Annotated in this window: 19 protein-coding genes and 1 pseudogene; 18 read left to right on the top strand and 2 right to left on the bottom strand. The window is 40.1% G+C overall.

From position 1 onward, the window contains the following. Window positions 1-128: 128 nt before the first annotated feature. Window positions 129-530, bottom strand: a pseudogene (locus NQ560_RS12535) (substrate-binding domain-containing protein); the annotation flags it as partial. Between NQ560_RS12535 and NQ560_RS12530 the strand changes: the two are divergent. The 6 genes from NQ560_RS12530 to NQ560_RS12505 all read left to right on the top strand — a co-directional run bounded on the left by NQ560_RS12530 (window position 416) and on the right by NQ560_RS12505 (window position 3,862). Next, a complete protein-coding gene (locus tag NQ560_RS12530; protein ID WP_005333589.1) occupies window positions 416-802 on the top strand; it encodes a hypothetical protein in 387 nt (128 codons plus the stop codon). The pseudogene NQ560_RS12535 and the gene NQ560_RS12530 overlap by 115 nt on opposite strands. Before the next feature lie 4 nt (window positions 803-806). Then, on the top strand, window positions 807-1,181 hold the full coding sequence (locus NQ560_RS12525) for a TnpV protein (RefSeq protein WP_005333590.1): 375 nt from the start codon (window positions 807-809) through the stop codon (window positions 1,179-1,181). Between the two features lie 199 nt (window positions 1,182-1,380). Next, window positions 1,381-1,968, top strand: a complete 588-nt coding sequence (locus NQ560_RS12520) for a helix-turn-helix transcriptional regulator (protein ID WP_040015510.1) — start codon at window positions 1,381-1,383, stop codon at window positions 1,966-1,968. Between the two features lie 162 nt (window positions 1,969-2,130). Then, window positions 2,131-3,186, top strand: coding sequence for a helix-turn-helix domain-containing protein (locus NQ560_RS12515; protein WP_005333592.1), 1,056 nt, complete (start codon window positions 2,131-2,133; stop codon window positions 3,184-3,186). Between the two features lie 126 nt (window positions 3,187-3,312). After that, window positions 3,313-3,561, top strand: coding sequence for a type II toxin-antitoxin system prevent-host-death family antitoxin (locus tag NQ560_RS12510; RefSeq protein ID WP_005333597.1), 249 nt, complete (start codon window positions 3,313-3,315; stop codon window positions 3,559-3,561). A 1-nt stretch (window position 3,562) separates the two neighbouring features. Beyond that, complete coding sequence (locus NQ560_RS12505; RefSeq protein ID WP_005333604.1) at window positions 3,563-3,862, top strand: type II toxin-antitoxin system RelE/ParE family toxin; 300 nt, start codon at window positions 3,563-3,565, stop codon at window positions 3,860-3,862. 283 nt (window positions 3,863-4,145) lie between these two features. Here NQ560_RS12505 and NQ560_RS12500 read toward each other — a convergent pair whose 3' ends face one another. Beyond that, the gene (locus NQ560_RS12500; protein WP_005339884.1) at window positions 4,146-4,397 is read right to left on the bottom strand and encodes a helix-turn-helix domain-containing protein; all 252 of its coding nucleotides are present in this window, start codon (window positions 4,395-4,397) and stop codon (window positions 4,146-4,148) included. A 280-nt stretch (window positions 4,398-4,677) separates the two neighbouring features. Here NQ560_RS12500 and NQ560_RS12495 point away from each other — a divergent pair, with 280 nt between their 5' ends. From NQ560_RS12495 to NQ560_RS12440, 12 genes are all read left to right on the top strand, one after another. Then, window positions 4,678-5,667, top strand: a complete 990-nt coding sequence (locus NQ560_RS12495) for a LacI family DNA-binding transcriptional regulator (protein ID WP_022278841.1) — start codon at window positions 4,678-4,680, stop codon at window positions 5,665-5,667. 340 nt (window positions 5,668-6,007) lie between these two features. Next, window positions 6,008-7,009 (top strand): 3-dehydro-L-gulonate 2-dehydrogenase, encoded by a 1,002-nt coding sequence (yiaK, locus tag NQ560_RS12490; RefSeq protein WP_005333608.1) that lies wholly within the window; start codon window positions 6,008-6,010, stop codon window positions 7,007-7,009. 33 nt (window positions 7,010-7,042) lie between these two features. Continuing rightward, window positions 7,043-7,693, top strand: a complete 651-nt coding sequence (locus NQ560_RS12485) for an HAD family hydrolase (protein WP_005333610.1) — start codon at window positions 7,043-7,045, stop codon at window positions 7,691-7,693. Window positions 7,694-7,709: 16 nt separating this feature from the next. Further along, complete coding sequence (locus tag NQ560_RS12480; protein WP_005333611.1) at window positions 7,710-9,062, top strand: hypothetical protein; 1,353 nt, start codon at window positions 7,710-7,712, stop codon at window positions 9,060-9,062. A 15-nt stretch (window positions 9,063-9,077) separates the two neighbouring features. Next, the gene (locus NQ560_RS12475) at window positions 9,078-11,204 is read left to right on the top strand and encodes a hydantoinase/oxoprolinase family protein (protein ID WP_005333613.1); all 2,127 of its coding nucleotides are present in this window, start codon (window positions 9,078-9,080) and stop codon (window positions 11,202-11,204) included. A 46-nt stretch (window positions 11,205-11,250) separates the two neighbouring features. Further along, the gene (locus tag NQ560_RS12470; RefSeq protein ID WP_005333615.1) at window positions 11,251-11,991 is read left to right on the top strand and encodes a hypothetical protein; all 741 of its coding nucleotides are present in this window, start codon (window positions 11,251-11,253) and stop codon (window positions 11,989-11,991) included. A gap of 19 nt (window positions 11,992-12,010) precedes the next feature. After that, the gene (locus NQ560_RS12465) at window positions 12,011-12,469 is read left to right on the top strand and encodes a NanQ anomerase/TabA/YiaL family protein (RefSeq protein WP_005333617.1); all 459 of its coding nucleotides are present in this window, start codon (window positions 12,011-12,013) and stop codon (window positions 12,467-12,469) included. A gap of 49 nt (window positions 12,470-12,518) precedes the next feature. Beyond that, window positions 12,519-13,565 (top strand): mannonate dehydratase, encoded by a 1,047-nt coding sequence (gene uxuA / locus NQ560_RS12460; RefSeq protein WP_005333619.1) that lies wholly within the window; start codon window positions 12,519-12,521, stop codon window positions 13,563-13,565. A 303-nt stretch (window positions 13,566-13,868) separates the two neighbouring features. Next, on the top strand, window positions 13,869-15,143 hold the full coding sequence (locus NQ560_RS12455; protein WP_029731177.1) for a substrate-binding domain-containing protein: 1,275 nt from the start codon (window positions 13,869-13,871) through the stop codon (window positions 15,141-15,143). Window positions 15,144-15,230: 87 nt separating this feature from the next. Beyond that, window positions 15,231-16,739: a sugar ABC transporter ATP-binding protein gene (locus NQ560_RS12450; RefSeq protein WP_005333629.1), complete on the top strand. Its 1,509-nt coding sequence runs from the start codon at window positions 15,231-15,233 to the stop codon at window positions 16,737-16,739. An 18-nt stretch (window positions 16,740-16,757) separates the two neighbouring features. Next, window positions 16,758-18,410, top strand: a complete 1,653-nt coding sequence (locus NQ560_RS12445; protein WP_005333643.1) for a galactose/methyl galactoside ABC transporter permease MglC — start codon at window positions 16,758-16,760, stop codon at window positions 18,408-18,410. A 248-nt stretch (window positions 18,411-18,658) separates the two neighbouring features. After that, window positions 18,659-20,263: a response regulator gene (locus NQ560_RS12440; protein WP_005333645.1), complete on the top strand. Its 1,605-nt coding sequence runs from the start codon at window positions 18,659-18,661 to the stop codon at window positions 20,261-20,263. Window positions 20,264-20,266 lie beyond the last annotated feature (3 nt).

Genomic DNA, 20,266 nt, shown 5'->3' with positions numbered 1-20,266 from the left:
CGGAGTGTGAAAGAAACATAAACGATGTTACAAACAAAAGGTTAGGGAACACCTGAAAGGGAGTTTCCTAACCTTTTGTTGTATAGAGCTGTTATCAGTCTGCTCAATCAATAAATAATCAGGCAATTTTATGCTACAGGAACATTTCCTGTAGATTTCCTTTCAATCAGCTGTGTATGCAATAAAAATGTACTGATTGAAACGCCATTAAGAAGACTGGATAACGCAAAGAATCCACTTTTTCTCAGTTCAATACGATCTTGTCTGATTGTAGCCAGTGGAGGTGATGTATAAGCAGCGATTGGCAGATCATCAAATCCGATAATGCTGACATCATCAGGAACCTGATATCCGAGCTGTTGGCATTGGATAAGAGCTGCATTCACAAGGGTATCCTGGCTGCAGATGATAGCTGTTGTTCCATTTTCCAGAAAACGAGGTAAATGTTTCTCCATACATTCTGACAGATAATAAGAGCAGCCGGTGGTGGCAGGAGAAGTCTTCAGTCCATGTTGGTGCATGGCACGGAGAAGAAAAAGAGCAGTTATCTGAGGAAAAGCAACAATTGCAGGGCGTTTCCGACAGATGTGACCGGGGAGTGCGTGTTCTTGGAGAAAATGTTGTAGAGGATGCGGTACAGAAAGATATACAGGAGCAGAAAGCATTAGAAGAAAAACGGCAAGTGGAGCAAATGCCCAAAGGAAGTATTCACGAAAGATTGGCTTGGGGTGCCAGAAAAAGTGAGATGGAGAACCAGCAACGTAAGAAAAATAAAACAAAGAACAGAGGAATGGAGAGATGAGACGATGAAAAAGCATATTTATGAAGAAAGTAATAGATTGAGCTACACAATGCATGGAGATTATTATCTGCCGGATCTGGTAGTGAATGAGGAAGAACCGACATATGGTAAATACGGAATGTTGCGAAAACAGTTTCTGAAAGTGCATAGACCGGCACGATATCAGTATTTATTGATGACGGGGGAGCTGACGACACACTTGAATCGAGTTGCTCAGGAAGCCAGAGAACAGGTGAAAATTATGCTGAAGCAGATGGCGGAAAAACAGGGTGTGACGGAACAAATGAAAATGCAGGATCAGATGAAATGGGTTGGTTTAATGAATAGCATCAAAGCCTGTGCAGAAGAAATTGTGTTGAAAGAGAGGGTATATATGTGAGTAGAAAGGGTGATCGAAAGGCTGTTCTTTACAAAGATGAAAATAAAAATTGCTGAAAAGGCATGAGTGTTGTAGTGTAAAACTCTTTTGACATTGTGTTTTCCGTTAAGTAAAATATCTTTGATAGACAGATAATGAAAAAATGATTATTCTTGGCTCAGATCAAGAGAACAAATTACTTGCGAAGGGAGGAAATTATATGGAGCTGAGTATACAGATAAAAAAATACCGAACAGAGCTTCATCTATCACAGGAGGAATTGGCAGAAAAGGTATATGTAACAAGACAGACAATTTCTAATTGGGAAAACGAAAAGAGTTATCCTGACATTCATAGCTTGTTACTTCTTAGTTCATTGTTTAATGTATCTCTCGATCAATTAATTAAAGGAGATATAGAGAAAATGAAAGAAATTATTAGCGAGCAAGAAATTAAAAAGTTTAATTATTATGGTTCCATCTATACAGTTCATTTGGCCGTGTTGATTATATCGGCAGTACCTTTGTTTATGTGGCTCGGAAGGTATGCGTATATTCCGTTTGGGATTTTATTTATTATTACAATGTACTGGGCGTTAAAGGTTGAAAAACTAAAAAAGAAAAATGATATACAAACCTATAAGGAAATTGTTGCATTTACGGAGGGAAAAAAATTGGATGAACTTCATAAGGCAGTTGAAGTGGGAAAACGTCCTTATCAAAATATATTAAAGGTTATTATCAGTGCGGGTGTTACAGCGATGATTTGCTTCTTAATTGGAGTACTGATGCACGTATTCTTGAATTAATTAAATTTAAGGATATTTTGATTTGTAGAATTATAAAATAGAGCATTTTTCTCGCAGATTTTAACCGGTAGTTAAGAAATCGAAGCCATAATTAAACGAAGGCTCAATTGTAAACACATATTAGAAATACTATAATGAGAATATAAACAGGAGGTAGGAACAATGCAAATTGGTGAGAAGATAAAAAACTATCGGAAAACTGCGGGATTAACACAAGAACAGGTGGCGGATTATTTGGACGTTTCTACTCCTGCGGTAAATAAATGGGAAAAAGGAAACACATATCCAGATATATCATTACTTCCGGCAATTGCTCGATTATTAAAAATTGATATGAATGAACTATTTTCATTTCGTGAAGAATTGACAGAAAAAGAGATTGGACAATTTGTGAATGAGCTTTCGGAAGTTTCATTGGATAGCTTTATAAAAGCTTTTGAGATGGGAAAAAATAAAATAAAGGAATATCCTCATTGTGATTCGTTGATTTATTCAATTGCTACTGTTTTAAATGCAGCGTTAACTTTATCCGATGTCGATGATGAGAAAAAGTTGGAATGCAATAATGTGATTGTTGAATGGCTGGAACGAACTGCTGAAAGTCCGAATGAAAAGGTAAGGATTTCCAGTATTTTTATGCTTGCAGCGAAATATATACAAATGGAAAAATATAAAGAAGCAAATATCTTTTTGGATAAAATTCCAGATACTGTGATAGATGCCACAATTATGAAAACGAAGGTGCTAGCACACCAGGAAGGGACAGATATTGCAGCGTTCTTTTTAGAGGGAAAACTGATGCAGACAGTTACGAATATACAAAACTATCTGTATAAGTTGATAGAAATGGAAGAAGAAACCGGAAATCATTGTAAAGCAGAGGAGATTGCCGAAATCACAGAACATATGGTGTCGTTATTTGGTCTGTGGGATTACGGTAAAGTAGTACCATATCTATTGATTGCCGTGTATCGAAAGGATGTAGAAAAATGTATTCAGTTGATAAAAGAAGTGCTGATGGAGTCACAGAAGCCATGGAAGATGGTGGAATCACCTTTATATTACAGATATGTGGATACAGTGCAGGGAAAGTCTTTTTCAGGTGTTGGAAATAATTTTGTTCGTGCATTAGCTACAGAAATTGAAAATAAAGAAGAGTATGAATTTTTGAAAGGAAATAAAGAATTGGAGGCGATTTTTTCTCAATATTTGAAATAGATTGCGATAAAAATATATAGAATGACAAAATTAAAGCTGTAAAAATCTACGTTGAATTTTACAGCTTTTTGTGTATAATAAAAGTAGCAGAAACAATTTAAAATCAAAGGAAGGAGCTGAAAGAATATGGCAAATATTTTACCAGTATCTGATTTGAGAAATTATAATGAAGTCCTGAAAAACTGTCATAAAGGAGAACCGGTATATCTGACTAAGAATGGCAGAGGACGTTTCGTAGTCATGGATATTGAAGATTATGAGCGTGACCGGGCAGAGAAAAAGCTTCTGATGAAGCTGCAGGAAGCTGAAGAAGCGGTGAAAGACGGAGAAGGCTGGCTGGATCTGGATGAATTAAAAGCACTTGTGGGGGAATAAGATGTTAAAACTGCGGATCAATCCGATTGTTGCAAAGGATTTGAAGAACATCCGGGATTATATTGCCGAAGACAACGAGGAATATGCTGCGAAGACGATAAAAGAGATTTATGGTAAATTTGAAAATCTTCAAATGTTTCCGGGAATGGGGGCGGATCTCTCCAAACGGGTCAGCTTTCGGACAGATTATAAATATGCGATATGGGAAGATTATGTGATTATTTACAAGATCAGTAAAGAATATGTAGAGGTTTATCGTGTAGTTAACCGATATCAGGATATCACGAGAATCTTTGATTGATAACAGAGATGTGATAACAAATTGATAACACCGTTCAGTACAGCCTATGGATTTAGGACAGTGGAACACATATAAAACCAAATAGAACCATAATACCAATACTAAAAAGTATAGTGATGAGATAAACGATCCGCGAGGATGCGCAGTGATTCTGATAGGAATATGTCAGCTTTTCTGACCAGAATCACGCGCCAAGTCTCACGGACGTTCGACTTGATTTGATCAGGACACTGATCTTAGAATGGATATGAGAGAAAAGAAAAGTAATGCGAAGCCACTCGCATTACTTTTCTTTTCCATCAATGAGATATTCATAAGATATTTCGAAAACTTCAGAAAATGCTTTGATTTCAACATCAGTAACAAAGCGCTTATTTGTTTCAATTCTTGTAATTACATTTTTGTCCATATCATAGCCGCGCAGTTGAAGCTGATGGGCAAGCATCCGCTGGGACATATGGTTTTTCTCACGAAGCTCGATGAGTCTTTTACTGATTAAGTTCTTTTCTCCGGTGGCTGTCTTTGGTTTTGGCATATAAATGCTCCTCTCTTTTGTAATTGAAAAATGAGATTGTCTCATTTTTTGCTCTATTCATTGATTTTACAGTTGAGGTAAGAATAAAACGGTTGTAAAAGTGAGACAGCATGGACGTTCTTGGATTTTATGACTAGTGTGTTATAGCGAAATTAATTTGAAAAATTACTTTCATCAATAATCTCTTGACAAATCCCTTTGAAATCACGTATCCTCATAGTATAAAAGCGCTTTCATAGGAGCTTGGTATGCAATGCAAAGCAGTGAAAAGAGGAAAAAGATGAATATATATGATATAGCAAAAGAAGCCGGAGTTTCTATATCAACGGTTTCTCGTGTTATGAATAACAAAGGGAATGTGAATGCTGCTACAAGAAAAAAAGTAGAAGCAATATTGGACAAGCATGATTATACGCCCAGTGCGATTGCGCGTGGTATGGTAAGTAAAACAATGAAGACGGTTGCAGTACTGACTGTGGATATCCGCGTGCCGCATTATGCGAGAACTGTTTATACAATTGAACGGGAGTTTAGCCACAGAGGGTACGAGGTCGCAATCTGTAATACGGGTGGTGAGTTGGAAGAGACAGCCAAGTATTTAAAGACAATGCTTGAGAAAAAAGTAGACGGAATCGTACTGGTCGGTTCAATTTTTAATACACTTTGCAAAAAAGATGAAATTGGAAATATGATTAAGAATACACCGGTAGTGCTTGCGAATGGAAAACTGGAACTGCCGAATTCCTATTCTGTCTTAGTTGATGACCGGTATGGCGTTTCTCTGGCAGTGGAACATCTGCTAAAAAGAGGGCACCTTGATATGTACTATCTAAAGGATATGGATACGGTCAGTGCCAGGTTAAAAAGTGAAGGGTTTATAAAAGCATTGGAAAGTCACGGTGTTAGTGACGCGAAGCAATATGTGATCGATACGGACAGAAGTATCGGTGGAGGAATCGAAGCGGTTGAAAAACTGATTGCCGAGAATAAGAAATTTACAGCCATTGTCTGTGGAGAAGACATTACAGCAACGGGAGCGGTGAAAGCGGCATTGCGTGCCGGACTTCGAGTACCGGAAGATGTAGCGGTTACCGGGTACAATAATTCAGAATATGCAAGAATCTGTGAACCACGTCTTACGACTATTGACAATAAGCCGGAGATGGTTGCGATGATGAGCGTGCAGCTCCTTACAAGTTTGATTGAACAGACGGATGTGTACTCTTCCTGTGTGATCCAGCCGGAATTGGTGGAAGGAAAGACAACATAAGCTGACATAAGACAACAAAAAAAGACGATATAGGTGAAAGATTGCAGATAGAGCTATGAAAAGCAGAAGGATTTTCAGAAAGAAAAACTGAAAGTACCTCTGCTTTTTTTTTCTTCATAATCTTTAATAAACTGAAAGCGCTTGCATAAATATGAAAGATTGTTAAAAAATAATCGTTATTTTGTACTAAAATAAATGCTAGAATTTGAACATAATGCCGAAAAAAATAAAAATATGCGCATGAAATTGACAAAACGAGTGAAATAAATATAATGAAAAGTAAAGAAAGCGCTTCTATAAATTTTCAATAATATTTTCTCAAAATTGAAAGGAGATTAATATGAGAGTTCAATATGATGTAATGGTGCAGGAGTTTGCAAGAGTATTAGAGAAAAAAGGATTCACTCATGAAGATGCCGAGAATGCGGCAATCATTTTCGCACAGAACAGTCTGGCTGGTGTATACTCCCACGGACTGAACCGTTTTCCAAGAGTTGTCAGCTACCTGGAGAAAGGTGAGATTGATCCGAATGCAAGAGCAACTTGTGAGATGAAGATGGGAGCGATTGAACGTTGGGATGGACATCGTGGATTTGGACCTCTGAATGCAAAACGTGCAATGGATCGTGCATGCGAACTTGCGAAGGAGAATGGAATTGGTTGTGTAGCTCTTGGAAATAATAACCACTGGATGCGTGGTGGTACATATGGCTGGCTTGCAGCAGATCATGGTTGTATCGGAATCTGCTGGTCTAATACAATGCCGAACATGCCTGCATGGGGTGGACTGAACCGCAAGATCGGAAATAACCCGTTGATCATGGCAGTGCCTCGTTCTAATGGGGAACATGCAATGATCGACTGTGCTGTATCTCAGTTTTCTTATGGAAAGATTGAAGATTGCCGTCTGAAAGGACTGAAACTTCCGGTGCCGGGAGGATATGATACAAAGGGAGAACTCACAACAGACCCTTCAGAAATCGAGAAGACATGGCGTGTGCTTCCGATGGGATACTGGAAGGGAAGTGGACTTTCCATCGTGCTGGATCTGATCGCAACAGTTCTTACAGATGGAAACTCTGTATCAAAAATCGGAACATTCGGTGACGAGATTGGACTTACTCAGATTATGATTGCAGTAGATCCTACAAAGTTCAACACAGTGGAGCAGACAGATGCAATTGTAGATGAGATTCTTGCAGATGTGAAATCTTCTGAGCCGATCAAAGAGGACGGAGAAGTTCTTTATCCGGGAGAGTTAGAGCTTAAGAACATCAAAGAGAACAAAGAACAGGGAATCCCGGTTGTTGAAGAAGTATGGGAATCTGTTCTGAAGATGTAATAATAATTAGGAAATATAGAATAGGAAGAAACAATGATTCAGGGAGTACTTTTTGATATGGACGGGCTTATGTTCGATACGGAAAGAATCGGATACGAAGGCTGGAAATATGCAGGAAAAAAGCTTGGCATTCATATGAAAGATGAATTGATCGCTTCTTTTCGCGGAACCGGAGAAAAAGAAAAGCGAAGACATTTCAAAGAAGCATTTGGAAGTGAAGAGCTGTATGATGAAGCATTTACGCTTCGGACGGTATATGCAAAAGAATGGATCGATAAGAATGGGCTTCCGGTAAAGAAAGGGCTGGTGGAGCTGCTGGAGTATTTGAAAAGAGAAAATATTCCGGCGGCGCTCGCAACCTCGACAAACCGCAAGAAAGCGATGGGTTATCTGGATATGGCAAATGTAACAGAATATTTCAGTGCATCAGTGTGCGGTGATGAAGTGAAGGCAGCGAAGCCTGCCGGTGATATCTTCATAGCTGCGGCAGAGGCACTGGGAGTTTCGACAGAGAAATGTCTTGTTTTGGAAGACAGCCCAAATGGTCTGAAAGCTGCAAAAAATGCTGGCTGCAAAGCGATTGTAATCCCAGATCTGTCCCCGGCACCTAAGAAAGAAGAAGGCCTGTGGGATGCGAAAGTTTCGAATTTAAAAGAGGTTATAGAAATCATAAAGAATCTTTGATACAGGAGGAAATATCATGGAATATATTATTGGAATCCTGCTGCTCATCTCATTTGTAGGGTTGGCCGTATACGCAGTGCGCGGCGGTAACCTGATGATGGGTATGCTGATTATGGCAATTATTTGGACAGTGCTTCCACTTATTGGAAATACATTTGCGACAAATCCGGAATTTATTGGTTCTTATCCGGGAATCACGGATATCAGTGTTGTTGATGCAATTACAAAAGTTTTCCAGTCCGGTCCGGAAGGCTGGGGAAATGTACTTGTAAATGTTGTATTTGGTGCATGGTTTGGACGTGTTCTTCTTCAGACAGGTATTGCAGATGCACTGATCCGTAAAGCGGTTGAGCTTGGTGGAGACAAACCAGTTATCATCTGTGTATTACTTTCTACAGTTACAACAGCAATCTTTTCAACATTATTTGGCGCAGGTGCCGTTGTAGCGATTGGAGTGATCATTCTTCCAATCCTTATGAGTCTTGGTATTCCTAAGACACTTTCCATCGGATCCTTCATGATGAGTGTCGGAGCCGGAATGTATTTAAATCCGGTACTTACCGGACAGTTCCTTGGATTCTTCCTTGGAGAAGATGGAAAACAGCTCATCACTTATGATGATCCTGCACGTCTTCACTGGGCAATCATCGGAGTTGCAGTACAGCTTCTTGTAGTAATTGTTATGTGTGTTGTGACACTTAGAAAGAAGAAAACCGTTCATGCATGGAGCGCATCTGCAGCAAGAAAAGCCCGCCCGGGATATGTTCCGACAATTGCTCTGATCGCACCGATCATTCCGGTTGTACTTCTTGTAGTGTTTAATGTACCGATCATTCTTGGATTTACAATTGGAAGTTTCTACGCATTATTCGTATGTAAGAAACTGACATCATTTCGCGGTGCATGCCGTGTACTGAATAAGGATTTCTATGATGGTGTTGTTGACACTGCACCGCTGGTAGGATTCCTGCTTATGATTCCGATGTTCAACAAAGCAGCAGAGCTTTGTGTGCCATATTTTAATGCACTTCTTGGAAATATTATTCCGAATAATACACTGGTTATCAGCATTGTATTTGCAATTCTTGCGCCACTTGGACTGTTCCGTGGACCATTTACACTGTTCGGCTGCGGAGCTGCAACACTTGGAATCCTGAAAGGAATCGGATTCCCAACACCATATCTGTATGCACTGATGGTCATTCCTTCTATTACAATGAATGTATCGATCTGTATGACACAGAGCTGGATTGCATGGGGAGTAAGCTACTCAAAAGTATCCACAAGAGAACATCTGAAGATGACACTGCCATATGCATGGCTTGTATGTATCATTATGCAGGCGATCACATATGTTATGTTCGGTTAAGGAGGGCGTGAAAAAATGAGTGATAGAAAAGTACGTATGGGTATTGACGTAGGTGGAACACATACAAAAGCGGTTGCCATTGACAATGCCACACATGAAATAATTGGAAAATCTTCCGTAAAGACAACTCACGATGATAAAGCAGGCGTAGCAGCCGGTGTTGTAGCAGCATTTCAGAATTGCCTGCGGGAAAATAATATTGACCCGAAAGATGTCATTTTCGTAGCACATTCTACGACCCAGGCAACCAATGCCTTAATCGAAGGTGACGTTGCAAAGGTTGGTGTTGTTGGTGTCGGTCCGAAAGGAATCGGCGGACTCATTGCAAAAGCTCAGACAAATATGAAAGACATCAATCTTGGGTCTGGACGTTTTATCCGTCTTAAGAATCGTTACATCTGTGATGAAAAACTGTCCGACCAGGCTGTGACAGACACGATTAAATCTTTAGTTGGAGATGGCGCAGAGGTTATCGTTGCCAGTGAGTCTTTCGGCGTAGATGATATGGAAAATGAGACTGGCATCTGCAAGATTGCAAAAGACATGGGACTTGAAGCAACAGCAGCCAGTGAGATCACAAAACTTTACGGACTGACAAGACGTACCCGTACAGCAGCGATCAATGCGTCTATTCTTCCGAAAATGCTTAACACTGCAAACTCTACAGAGCAAAGTGTTAAGAGTGCAGGTGTTGAAGTTCCGCTGATGATCATGCGTGGTGACGGTGGAGTTATGGAGATCAGTGAGATGAAAAAACGTCCGGTACTGACCATGTTATCCGGTCCGGCCGCATCTGTTATGGGAAGTCTGATGTATCTGCGTGCTTCTAATGGTGTATACTTTGAAGTAGGTGGAACAACGACCAATATCGGTGTTATCAAAGATGGACGTCCTGCTATCGACTATTCTGTAGTTGGCGGACATCGTACATATATCAGCAGCTTAGATGTACGAGTTCTCGGTGTTGCCGGAGGAAGTATGGTTCGTGCAGATAAGAACGGAGTAAAAGATGTAGGACCACGTTCCGCACATATCGCAGGTCTTGATTATGCAGTATTTACACCGGAAGAAGAAATCGTAGATCCGAAAGTTGTATTCTTCAGCCCGAAAGAAGGAGATCCGGAGGACTATGTCGCAATCGAATTAAAGAATGGAAAACGTATCACCATTACGAATACATGTGCAGCCAATGTGCTTGGTCTTATTAAGCCGGAATATTTTGCATATGGAAATGCGAATGCAGCAAGAAAGGCAATGCAGCCGCTGGCAGATTACATGGGAAAAACTGTAGAAGAAGTTGCAACTCAGATCCTGACAAGGGCTTACGAAAAGATTGAGCCGATCATTATGGATCTGGCTGACAAATACCGTCTGGAAAAAGACCAGATCAGTCTGGTCGGAGTTGGTGGAGGAGCAGCGGCTCTTATCGGATTCTGTTCTGATAAAATGGGACTGCGCTATTCAATCCCGGACAATGCAGAAGTTATTTCTTCTATCGGAGTTGCGCTTGCAATGGTACGAGACGTTGTAGAACGTGTTGTTCCGAACCCGACACCGGAAGATATCCGCTCCATCAAAGCTGAGGCAATTGATAAGGCTGTAGAAAGTGGTGCGGCAGCAGACAGCGTAGATGTACATATTGAGATCGATCCGCAGACATCAAAACTGACAGCCATTGCCCTTGGATCAACAGAAGTTAAGACAACGGACCTTTTAAAAGAGTGTACAGCTAAGGAAGCAAGAGAACTGGCAGCTGAAGACTTGAAGGTTGCTCCATCAGAAGTAAATGAAGAATGTGCAACAAAGAACTTCTATGTATTTGCTATAGAAGGAAAAGGAAAACATCCGGTTCGTATTCTGGATAAAAAAGGATTTATCAAGGTTCAGAGAAATGACGGAAAAGCAATTCTTTGTAAAGCCGGAAGCTATCGTAATATCGTATCTCAGTTATGGGAAGAGCTTGCAATTTATCAGCAGGACGCAATCCTTCGCCCGGACTATTACATTTGTGCCGGTGCGCGTGTCATGGATTTCTCAGGTTCTGTAGACCTTGATAAGATCATGATGCTGATGGAAGTGGAAATGCAGATGATAGATCCAGGTGATGATGTCATCATCGTAGGAGCAAAGAACAGTTTATAGATCAATCATGATCCGTGGCATCTAAGGATGCAGAGGTATAAAATATATGGGAAGACAGGAAAAGTGGAACAGACTTATAGACGCATTTTCAGGAAAGGGTACTGCCTTTTCTATGCCGGAATATCCCAAAGTTCCGTTTCCGGAAATGATAGAGAAACTGGGGGCTTTGACAGAGGAAGACTGGGGAAAATATGCATTTAGCAGAGAGCCTTTAGAAGGAAGGTTCAGTAACGAGCAGAAAATGCAGTATACGCACAAAGCGAATGATTGCGGTCGAGAGTGGGCTGAAAAAATCGCGAGGCAGTATGGAACGAGAAATCCGAGAGAATTAGCTGAAAAACTTGGGATGAAAGTAAAAACTCCAAAAGTCCCGGTAGGAGGCGGTCTGGTACTTTTTGCTCAATTTGTAGAACCGGATGAGATCACTATTTTTACGGATTGTGTGGATAAAGCTTCAAAATTGGAAGAAGAATGTGGATGCGATCTGCTTCGCAGAGAAAATCTTACCAATACATTACTTGCTCATGAATTATTTCATGCAGTAGAGGAGCGGCACGTGAAAGAAATCTATACAAGAACAGAAAGGGTAGAACTCTGGAGAAAACCGTTTTCCAATAAATCTACGATTTCCTGTCTTTCTGAGATTGCGGCTATGGCATTCGCAGGGAAACTTCTGGATTTGAAGGTGTCCCCGTATATGTTAGATGTACTTCTCGTGTATTCTTATGATAAGAATGCAGCATGGGGACTATACGATGAAATCATGAATATGACAAAGAAGCAGTAAACACTGCAGGAGGAAATAAATGTTAACAACTAATATTACATTAGCTGAGAAGTATGATTACCTCAGTGATAAGTTTAAAAAAGCATTTACATTTTTAAGAGAAACAGATCTTGCATCACTTCCGATCGGAAGAACAGAGATTGATGGAGATGAAGTTTATGCAAGTGTGCAGAGCTATACAACTATGACTGTAGAAGAATGTGCATTTGAAAGTCATCTGGAATATTTTGATGTACAGTATGTGGTAGAAGGAGAAGAATGCTTTGGGTATGAGCCGGTGAAAAATCTGACACCTTCTATGGACTATGATGCAGAAAGAGACCTGATTTTCTACAATGAGCCAGACGATGCAGGCTCTGTAATCCTGAAGGCTGGAGATTTTGCCATTGTTCCGCCGGAAGACGGACATGCGCCGAGACGTATGACAAAGAATGGTCCGTGTCCGGTGAAGAAAATTGTTGTAAAAGTGAAGCTGTAAAATAACTGAGCAGGAATGCCGAGGCATTCTTGAATAGGAGGAAAATGCAATGAAGAGTTCATTTCGTTGGTACGGAGACAGTGATCCGGTAACGTTAGATAAGATTCGTCAGATTCCGGGGATGCGTTCCATCGTTTCCGCTGTCTATGATGTAAAACCGGGAGAAGTATGGCCGGAAGAAAGTATCAAACATCTGGTAGATGAATGCCGGGAGCATGGATTGATTTTTGATGTTGTAGAATCCATTCCGGTAACGGAAGAGATCAAACTTGGAAGACCGGAAAGAGACCGTCACATTGAGAATTATTGCGAGTCTATCCGCAGATGTGCAAAATACGGGATTAAATGTGTGACATATAATTTTATGCCGGTATTTGACTGGACAAGAACACAGCTTGACAAAGAAGCAGAAGATGGTTCCACAAGTCTTGTAATGTACTGGGAACAGATGAAAGGTCTGGACCCATTAAAAGATGACATTCATCTTCCGGGCTGGGATTCGAGCTATACACAGGATGAAGTCCGTGAATTGATCCGTGCCTATGGTGAAATAGGAGAAGAAGGGCTTTGGGAAAACATTGAATATTTCCTGAAACGTGTCATTCCGGTAGCGGAAGAGTGCGGCGTTGTCATGGCGCTTCATCCGGATGATCCTCCGTATCCGATTTTTGGACTGCCAAGAGTGATCACATGCGAGGAGAATCTGGATCGATATCTTTCTATTGTGGACAGCCCGGCTAACAGCTTGTGCCTGTGTACAGGATCCCTGGGGAGTTCGCCGAAAAATGATATCCCGGCTATGGTACGCAAATATTCTTCAATGAATCGAATTGGATTTATGCATATCCGAAATGTAAAGATCCTTCCGGATACATCATTTGAAGAGTCTGGACATCTGACACAGAATGGCTCTCTTGATATGAATGCAATTGTGAAAGCATTGGTAGAGACTGGATTTGACGGATATTTCCGCCCGGATCACGGACGTATGATCTGGGGAGAAACAGGAAAACCAGGTTACGGATTATATGACCGTGCACTCGGAACAGCTTATATTAATGGATTGATCGAGGCCAACGGTGGAGTAATCGAATAAAATTATAGAAGAGAATACAATATAAAGAGCTTCATACACAGCCTGGAAAGTTGTGTGTGAAGCTCTTTTCGCTTGAATGAAAACAGTAGATTTGTTTTAAATGTGCAGATTTGGGTGTTGCGATGAATATGCCGAAAAAAGTAGATATAAGGAAAATGCATAAAAAAATCACTGATTACCATAGAAATTTGATAATAAATACAAAAATATTCTATGTTCTAAACAGAGCATAGTGATTATAATGGAATTAGTTAATTGGTTCAAGGAAAATTGAAGCAAAATGAACAAATGGGAGGAAACAAAATGAAAAAAAGAAGAGTATTAGCAGCAATTATGACAGCTACACTTGCGTTATCACTTGCAGGTTGTGGTGGATCCTCAGGAGATTCTAAATCATCAGGATCATCAGACAGTTCTGTAGCAAATGCAGACAAACCGCTTTGCTGGTTCAACCGTCAGCCATCTAACAGTTCTACGGGCGAACTTGACAAAGAGGCTCTGAACTTCAATGATGATACATACTATGTAGGATTTGATGCTAACCAGGGAGCTGAACTGCAGGGACAGATGGTTGTTGACTACATCAAAGCTAATGCAGACAAGATTGACAGAAACGGTGACGGAGTAATCGGATATGTACTTGCAATTGGTGATATCGGACATAACGATTCTATCGCTCGTACACGTGGTGTTCGTTCTGCTCTTGGAACAGGTATTGATGCAAACGGTGAAGTTGATTCTACACCAGCAGGAACTAACGTAGACGGAAAAGCAAAAGTTGTTAAAGATGCAACTCTTGATGTAAATGGAAAGACATATACAATTCGTGAGCTTGCTTCTCAGGAGATGAAGAACTCAGCAGGAGCTACATGGGATGCAGCTACAGCTGGTAACGCAATCGGAACATGGTCAGCTTCTTTCGGAGAGCAGATCGATGTTGTTGTTTCTAACAATGACGGTATGGGAATGTCAATGTTCAACGCTTGGGCAAAAGACAACAAAGTTCCTACATTCGGATATGATGCTAACAGTGATGCTGTAGCAGCAATTGCTGAAGGATACGGCGGAACAATTTCACAGCATGCAGATGTACAGGCTTACCTGACACTGAGAGTTCTTCGTAACGCACTTGACGGAGTAGATGTTGATACAGGTATCGGTACAGCAGATGATGCTGGTAACTGCCTGACAGAAGGTGAAGACTACAGATACAGTGAAGAGGACAGATCATACTACGCATTAAACGTAGCTGTAACAGCTGACAACTACAAAGACTTTACAGATTCAACAAAGGTTTACGACAAAGTTTCCAAACAGCTTGATTCTTCTAAGAGTCCATCTAAGAAAGTATGGCTTGACATTTACAATGCATCAGATAACTTCCTGAGCTCAACATATCAGCCACTGCTTGAGAATTATGATGATCTTCTGAACCTGACAGTTGATTACATCGGTGGAGATGGACAGACAGAGTCTAACATCACAAACCGTCTTGGAAATCCAAGCGAGTACGATGCATTTGCAATTAACATGGTTAAAACAGACAATGCATCATCTTATACATCACTTCTTAAATAATAAGAGATTGATTACCAGTAAATTAATGAAACAAAGAGGGGTGTCAGAGATGATACCCTTCTTTCGCTAAGAAAAGGAAGCAGGGCTATGACAGAGGATAAGAATAAATACATCTTATCGATTAAAGGTATGAGTAAGTCATTCGGCAGAAATAAGGTTCTAAAACATATTGACCTGAATGTCAAACCTGGAACCATTATGGGACTTATGGGTGAAAATGGTGCCGGAAAATCGACAATGATGAAATGTCTCTTTGGAACCTATCAGAAAGATGAGGGGACAATTATATTAGATGGCCGGGAAGTGAATTTTTCTGGACCGAAAGATGCACTGGAAAATGGCGTAGCGATGGTACACCAGGAATTGAACCAGTGTCTGGAGAGAAGTGTTATCGACAATATGTTTCTTGGTCGATATCCAAAAAACTCTTTTGGAGTTGTTGATGAAGCAAGAATGAAAAAGGAAACATCAAATCTGTTCCGTCAACTTGGAATAACTGTGAACCTGACTCAGCCAATGAAGAAAATGTCTGTGTCACAGCGCCAGATGTGTGAAATCGCGAAAGCAATTTCATATCATTCTAAGGTGATTGTATTAGATGAGCCAACATCATCACTTACAGCACCAGAGGTAGAAAAGCTTTTCAAAATGATGCGTCAGTTGAAAGCACAGGGAATTTCACTGATTTATATTTCACACAAGATGGACGAGATTTTTGAGATTTGTGATGAAATATCAGTTCTTCGAGATGGAAGTCTTGTTATGACTAAGGATAGTAAAGATACTGATATGAATGAGCTGATCGCAGCGATGGTTGGCCGTTCATTGGATAATAGATTTCCACCTGTAGATAATGAACCGGGAGAGAAAATTCTCTCTGTACAAAATCTTTCAACAAAATATGCACCAAAGATTCAGAATGTATCCTTTGATATCAGAAAAGGAGAGATATTCGGATTTTATGGTCTGGTAGGAGCAGGACGTACGGAACTTCTGGAGACAATCTTCGGAATACGTACAAGAGCAGAAGGAAATGTAATTTATGATGGAAAAGTTATGAACTTTTCCTCTCCGAAAGATGCAATGGATCATGGATTTGCTCTGATTACAGAGGAAAGAAAAGCCAATGGTCTGTTCTTAAAAGGTGATATTACATTTAATACTACCATTGCCAATATGAGTCATTATAAGAGCGGCGTTGCATTGTCTCATGACAGAATGGTACGTGCGACCGCAGAGGAGATCAAGATCATGCATACTAAGTGTATGGGACCAGATGATATGATCACAAGCCTTTCCGGAGGAAATCAGCAGAAAGTTATCTTCGGTAAATGGCTGGAGCGTTCACCGAGCGTATTCATGATGGATGATCCGACCCGAGGAATTGATGTAGGTGCAAAATACGAGATTTATGAACTGATTATCAATATGGCAAAGCAAGGAAAGACAATTATTGTAGTTTCTTCAGAGATGCCTGAAATTCTTGGAATTACGAATCGAATTGGCGTTATGTCAAATGGACGTCTGGCCGGAATCGTAAATACAAAAGAGACAGATCAGGAAGAATTATTGAGACTCAGTGCGAAATATTTGTAACAGAGAGGAGTATTAGATATGGCAGAGAACAACGTAATTATTTCGGCTGAAGAAGAAGCGAAGCTTTTAAAGCCGATTGACGAATATGTTGGTAAGATACAGGCTCAGATCGATGCACTTCGTGTAGAAGGATCTGACAAAGTCAATAGTTTAAAAAATCAGATTGCAATTGCAAAAGAGAATAAGAATTTAACAAAAGAGCAGCAGAACAAGATTATTGAGGAAAGCAAAAAACAACTGGAGAAAGCAAAAGCAACAGAGGCTGCAAATAAAGAGCAGATTACAAAGTTGATTGCAGATGCAGAAGGTTATCTTTCCAAGCATTACAGCAGTGAATATTATGACATTGTTGCCAAGAGTTGTGAAGCTGAGAAGAAAGCAGAGAACAGCAGCTTTGAAAAAACTAAAACACAGCTTCAGGAAGAGCATAAGAAAGCACTTGGAAGCCTGAAAGATGCAGAAGAGATCAAAGCAGAGAAGTATACATATAAGAATAAATTATATGATGCGCAGATGGCACATGAGTCCAGACTTCAGGAAATCAAGGACAGAAAACATGATGCATTTATGCATAAGTTCCATTTGATTGATCTTCTGAGAATGTCAAAATACACATTTGCTCAGAAACAGGCACAGAAAATTGAAAATTACAAATATACATTCAATATGACACAGTTCCTGTATAAGAATGGTCTGTATATTGTAATTATTCTGATCTTTATTGCTCTGTGTATCATTACACCAATTGTGAAAAATACACAGCTCTTTACAGTAACGAATATCCTGAATATCTTACAGCAGGCTTCACCGCGAATGTTCCTCGCACTTGGTGTTGCAGGCCTGATCCTCTTAACAGGTACCGACCTTTCTGTAGGACGTATGGTTGGTATGGGTATGGTTACAGCAACCATTATTATGCATAACGGAATTAACACCGGTGGTGTATTTGGTCACATTTTTGATTTTTCCAATATGGGAACAATTCCAAAAGCATTATTAGCATTAGGTGTATGTATCATTCTTACAACCGTATTTGCTATGATCGCCGGATTCTTTATGGCAAGATTTAAGATGCATCCATTCATTTCAACAATGGCGAACATGTTGATTATCTTCGGTCTTGTTACATATGCAACAAAGGGAGTTTCTTTTGGAGCAATTGATCCGGCAATTCCGAATATCTTTATTCCAAAGGCAGGAAGATTCCCAATGATTATTTTATGGGCAATCATCGCAGTAGTTGTTGTATGGTTCATCTGGAACAAGACAACATTTGGAAAGAACCTTTATGCAGTCGGTGGAAACCCGGAGGCAGCAACCGTATCCGGTATTTCCGTATTCAAAGTAACAATGGGAGCATTTATCATGGCAGGTATTCTTTATGGATTTGGTTCCTGGCTCGAGTGTCTCCGAATGGTTGGATCTGGTAGTGCAGCTTATGGACAGGGCTGGGATATGGACGCTATTGCAGCCTGTGTAGTTGGTGGAGTTTCCTTTACTGGTGGTATCGGTAAAATTTCAGGAGTTGTAACGGGTGTATTAATCTTTACATCTCTGACATACTCTCTGACAATTCTTGGTATTGATACAAACCTTCAGTTTATCTTTGAAGGTATCATTATTCTGGCAGCCGTTACACTTGACTGTCTGAAATATGTACAGAAAAAATAATAGTTAAAAAAGGCTGTTTACGCAGGTAAACATAAAAGGTGAAAGCTGCCCTGCTCGTCTTATAGATGAAAGGGGCGGCTTTTATAATATAACAGGAGTCTTAAGAGAATTCCTGCTATATTATAAAAGTCGCTGGCAGTTGTATAATGATTGTTTAGAATCCGGGAAATGTTTGATATAATGAATGGGGATTAAAAGTTCTCGATTTATGATAAAAAACTTGAAATAGGGACAAAAAGGGGATTAAGATGGAACGATATAAAGTAATTCTTGTGGATGATGAAGAAGAAGTTATTGATGTCATGGAAGCAAAGATTCGCTGGAATGAATTAGGGTTTGAAGTAGTAGGAAGCGCGACAAATGGAGTGAAGGCATTAGAATTGATAGAAAAGCTTCAGCCGGATGTCGTTTTAACCGATATCAAGATGCCTTATATGGACGGACTGGAACTGGCCAGAAGAGTGCGTGCGGATTATCCGAATATATACATTATGCTCTGTACCGGTTTTGATGAGTTTGAATATGCGAAGGAAGCAGTACATCTTGAGATCAAGGAATATATGTTAAAGCCGATCAATGCGGTGGAATTATCAGAATGTCTGACAAGGTTAAAAGATACGTTAGATAAAGAACGGGAAGAGAAGTTAAATGTAAAGAAACTGGAAGATTATTTCCAGGAAGCGCTCCCGGCATTAAAATCTAATTTTTTGATTTCACTGATTGAAGGAAGAGTGAGTGAAGAAGATTACAAGAGATTTCTGACAGCATATCAGATCGATATGAAGGGACCGCTTTTTTGCTGTGTTGTATTTCATACTTCGGCGAATCATGTACCGGAGGGGATGGATTCGCTGCTTTTGTCCATGTCGGTAGACCGGGAAATCAAGCAGAGGCTGGCAGAAAAATGGAAGTGTCAGGAGTTTATCTATCTTGGTAATACAGTTTTAGTACTGGAAGTGGACACGGAGGAGAATCTTGTTCAGATTACCGATGAATGTGACAGGTTCTGTCGATGGGCCTATCGGATTATGGGAGCAGTTGTCACAGCAGGAGTAGGAACGACATGTGAAAGTCTTTATGATATCAGTACATCCTACGAAGGCGCCAGAGAAGCAGTTTCCTATAGAGTTTTGTATGGAACAAAGCGGGCAATCAATATTGGAGAAATCGTACCAAAAGAATCGAAAATCCAGACGCAGCAGGAAGAAGCGAGAATGCATGAGCTATTTCGTGCTATTCATGTAGGCGATGAGGAAGAGATTGAGAAAGCGGCCAGAAAAGAGATTGAAAAACTTCATAAAAATGCAAAGACGATTGGACAGTACAATCTTGCTACCATGGAGATCGTAAGCGGCTACTTTAAATTCTGCTCCAATAATTCACTGGATTTTAATGAAATGTCCGGAAATGTACCGAATTTATATCAAAAAGTATCCCAGATGGATGAAAGTGCACTGACATCCTGGATCATAGGTATGTCGCTGAAAATCAGCGAACAGTTGAAAAATGCCAGAAACAGTACGTCAAGACGTCTTGTGACAGAGGCTCAGAATATTGTGAGAGAAAGATATATGGAGTCAGAGATCACACTTGACGATGTGTGTTCAGCACTTGGAGTTTCCAATTCATATTTTTCTTCCATATTCAAAAAGGAGATGGGAAAATCTTTTATTTCTTATCTGACTGATTACAGGATGGATATTGCGGCAGAGATGATACTGAATACGACAGAAAAGAGTTATACCATTGCAGAAAAAGTAGGATATCTGGATGCAAATTATTTCAGCTATGTTTTTAAAAAGAGATTTGGGATGTCACCTTCAAAATATCGGAATGAACATTTAAAGAAATAATCC

Origin of the sequence: Dorea formicigenerans, from assembly GCF_025150245.1 — a bacterium.
Taxonomy (GTDB): Bacteria; Bacillota; Clostridia; order Lachnospirales; family Lachnospiraceae; genus Dorea; species Dorea formicigenerans.
The sequence above is the reverse complement of the archived record's forward strand: the minus strand, read 5'-3'. Positions and strand labels throughout refer to the sequence as shown.

Excerpts from the sequence above, each read along its gene's own strand:
- NQ560_RS12520 (WP_040015510.1), top strand. The coding sequence starts at position 1,381 with ATGGAGCTGAGTATACAGATAAAAAAATACCGAACAGAGCTTCATCTA.
- uxuA (WP_005333619.1), top strand. The coding sequence starts at position 12,519 with ATGAAGAGTTCATTTCGTTGGTACGGAGACAGTGATCCGGTAACGTTA.
- NQ560_RS12500 (WP_005339884.1), bottom strand. The coding sequence starts at position 4,397 with ATGCCAAAACCAAAGACAGCCACCGGAGAAAAGAACTTAATCAGTAAA.
- NQ560_RS12480 (WP_005333611.1), top strand. The coding sequence starts at position 7,710 with ATGGAATATATTATTGGAATCCTGCTGCTCATCTCATTTGTAGGGTTG.
- NQ560_RS12455 (WP_029731177.1), top strand. The coding sequence starts at position 13,869 with ATGAAAAAAAGAAGAGTATTAGCAGCAATTATGACAGCTACACTTGCG.
- NQ560_RS12510 (WP_005333597.1), top strand. The coding sequence starts at position 3,313 with ATGGCAAATATTTTACCAGTATCTGATTTGAGAAATTATAATGAAGTC.
- yiaK (WP_005333608.1), top strand. The coding sequence starts at position 6,008 with ATGAGAGTTCAATATGATGTAATGGTGCAGGAGTTTGCAAGAGTATTA.
- NQ560_RS12440 (WP_005333645.1), top strand. The coding sequence starts at position 18,659 with ATGGAACGATATAAAGTAATTCTTGTGGATGATGAAGAAGAAGTTATT.
- NQ560_RS12445 (WP_005333643.1), top strand. The coding sequence starts at position 16,758 with ATGGCAGAGAACAACGTAATTATTTCGGCTGAAGAAGAAGCGAAGCTT.
- NQ560_RS12495 (WP_022278841.1), top strand. The coding sequence starts at position 4,678 with ATGAATATATATGATATAGCAAAAGAAGCCGGAGTTTCTATATCAACG.
- NQ560_RS12515 (WP_005333592.1), top strand. The coding sequence starts at position 2,131 with ATGCAAATTGGTGAGAAGATAAAAAACTATCGGAAAACTGCGGGATTA.
- NQ560_RS12525 (WP_005333590.1), top strand. The coding sequence starts at position 807 with ATGAAAAAGCATATTTATGAAGAAAGTAATAGATTGAGCTACACAATG.
- NQ560_RS12465 (WP_005333617.1), top strand. The coding sequence starts at position 12,011 with ATGTTAACAACTAATATTACATTAGCTGAGAAGTATGATTACCTCAGT.
- NQ560_RS12470 (WP_005333615.1), top strand. The coding sequence starts at position 11,251 with ATGGGAAGACAGGAAAAGTGGAACAGACTTATAGACGCATTTTCAGGA.
- NQ560_RS12450 (WP_005333629.1), top strand. The coding sequence starts at position 15,231 with ATGACAGAGGATAAGAATAAATACATCTTATCGATTAAAGGTATGAGT.
- NQ560_RS12505 (WP_005333604.1), top strand. The coding sequence starts at position 3,563 with ATGTTAAAACTGCGGATCAATCCGATTGTTGCAAAGGATTTGAAGAAC.
- NQ560_RS12475 (WP_005333613.1), top strand. The coding sequence starts at position 9,078 with ATGAGTGATAGAAAAGTACGTATGGGTATTGACGTAGGTGGAACACAT.
- NQ560_RS12485 (WP_005333610.1), top strand. The coding sequence starts at position 7,043 with ATGATTCAGGGAGTACTTTTTGATATGGACGGGCTTATGTTCGATACG.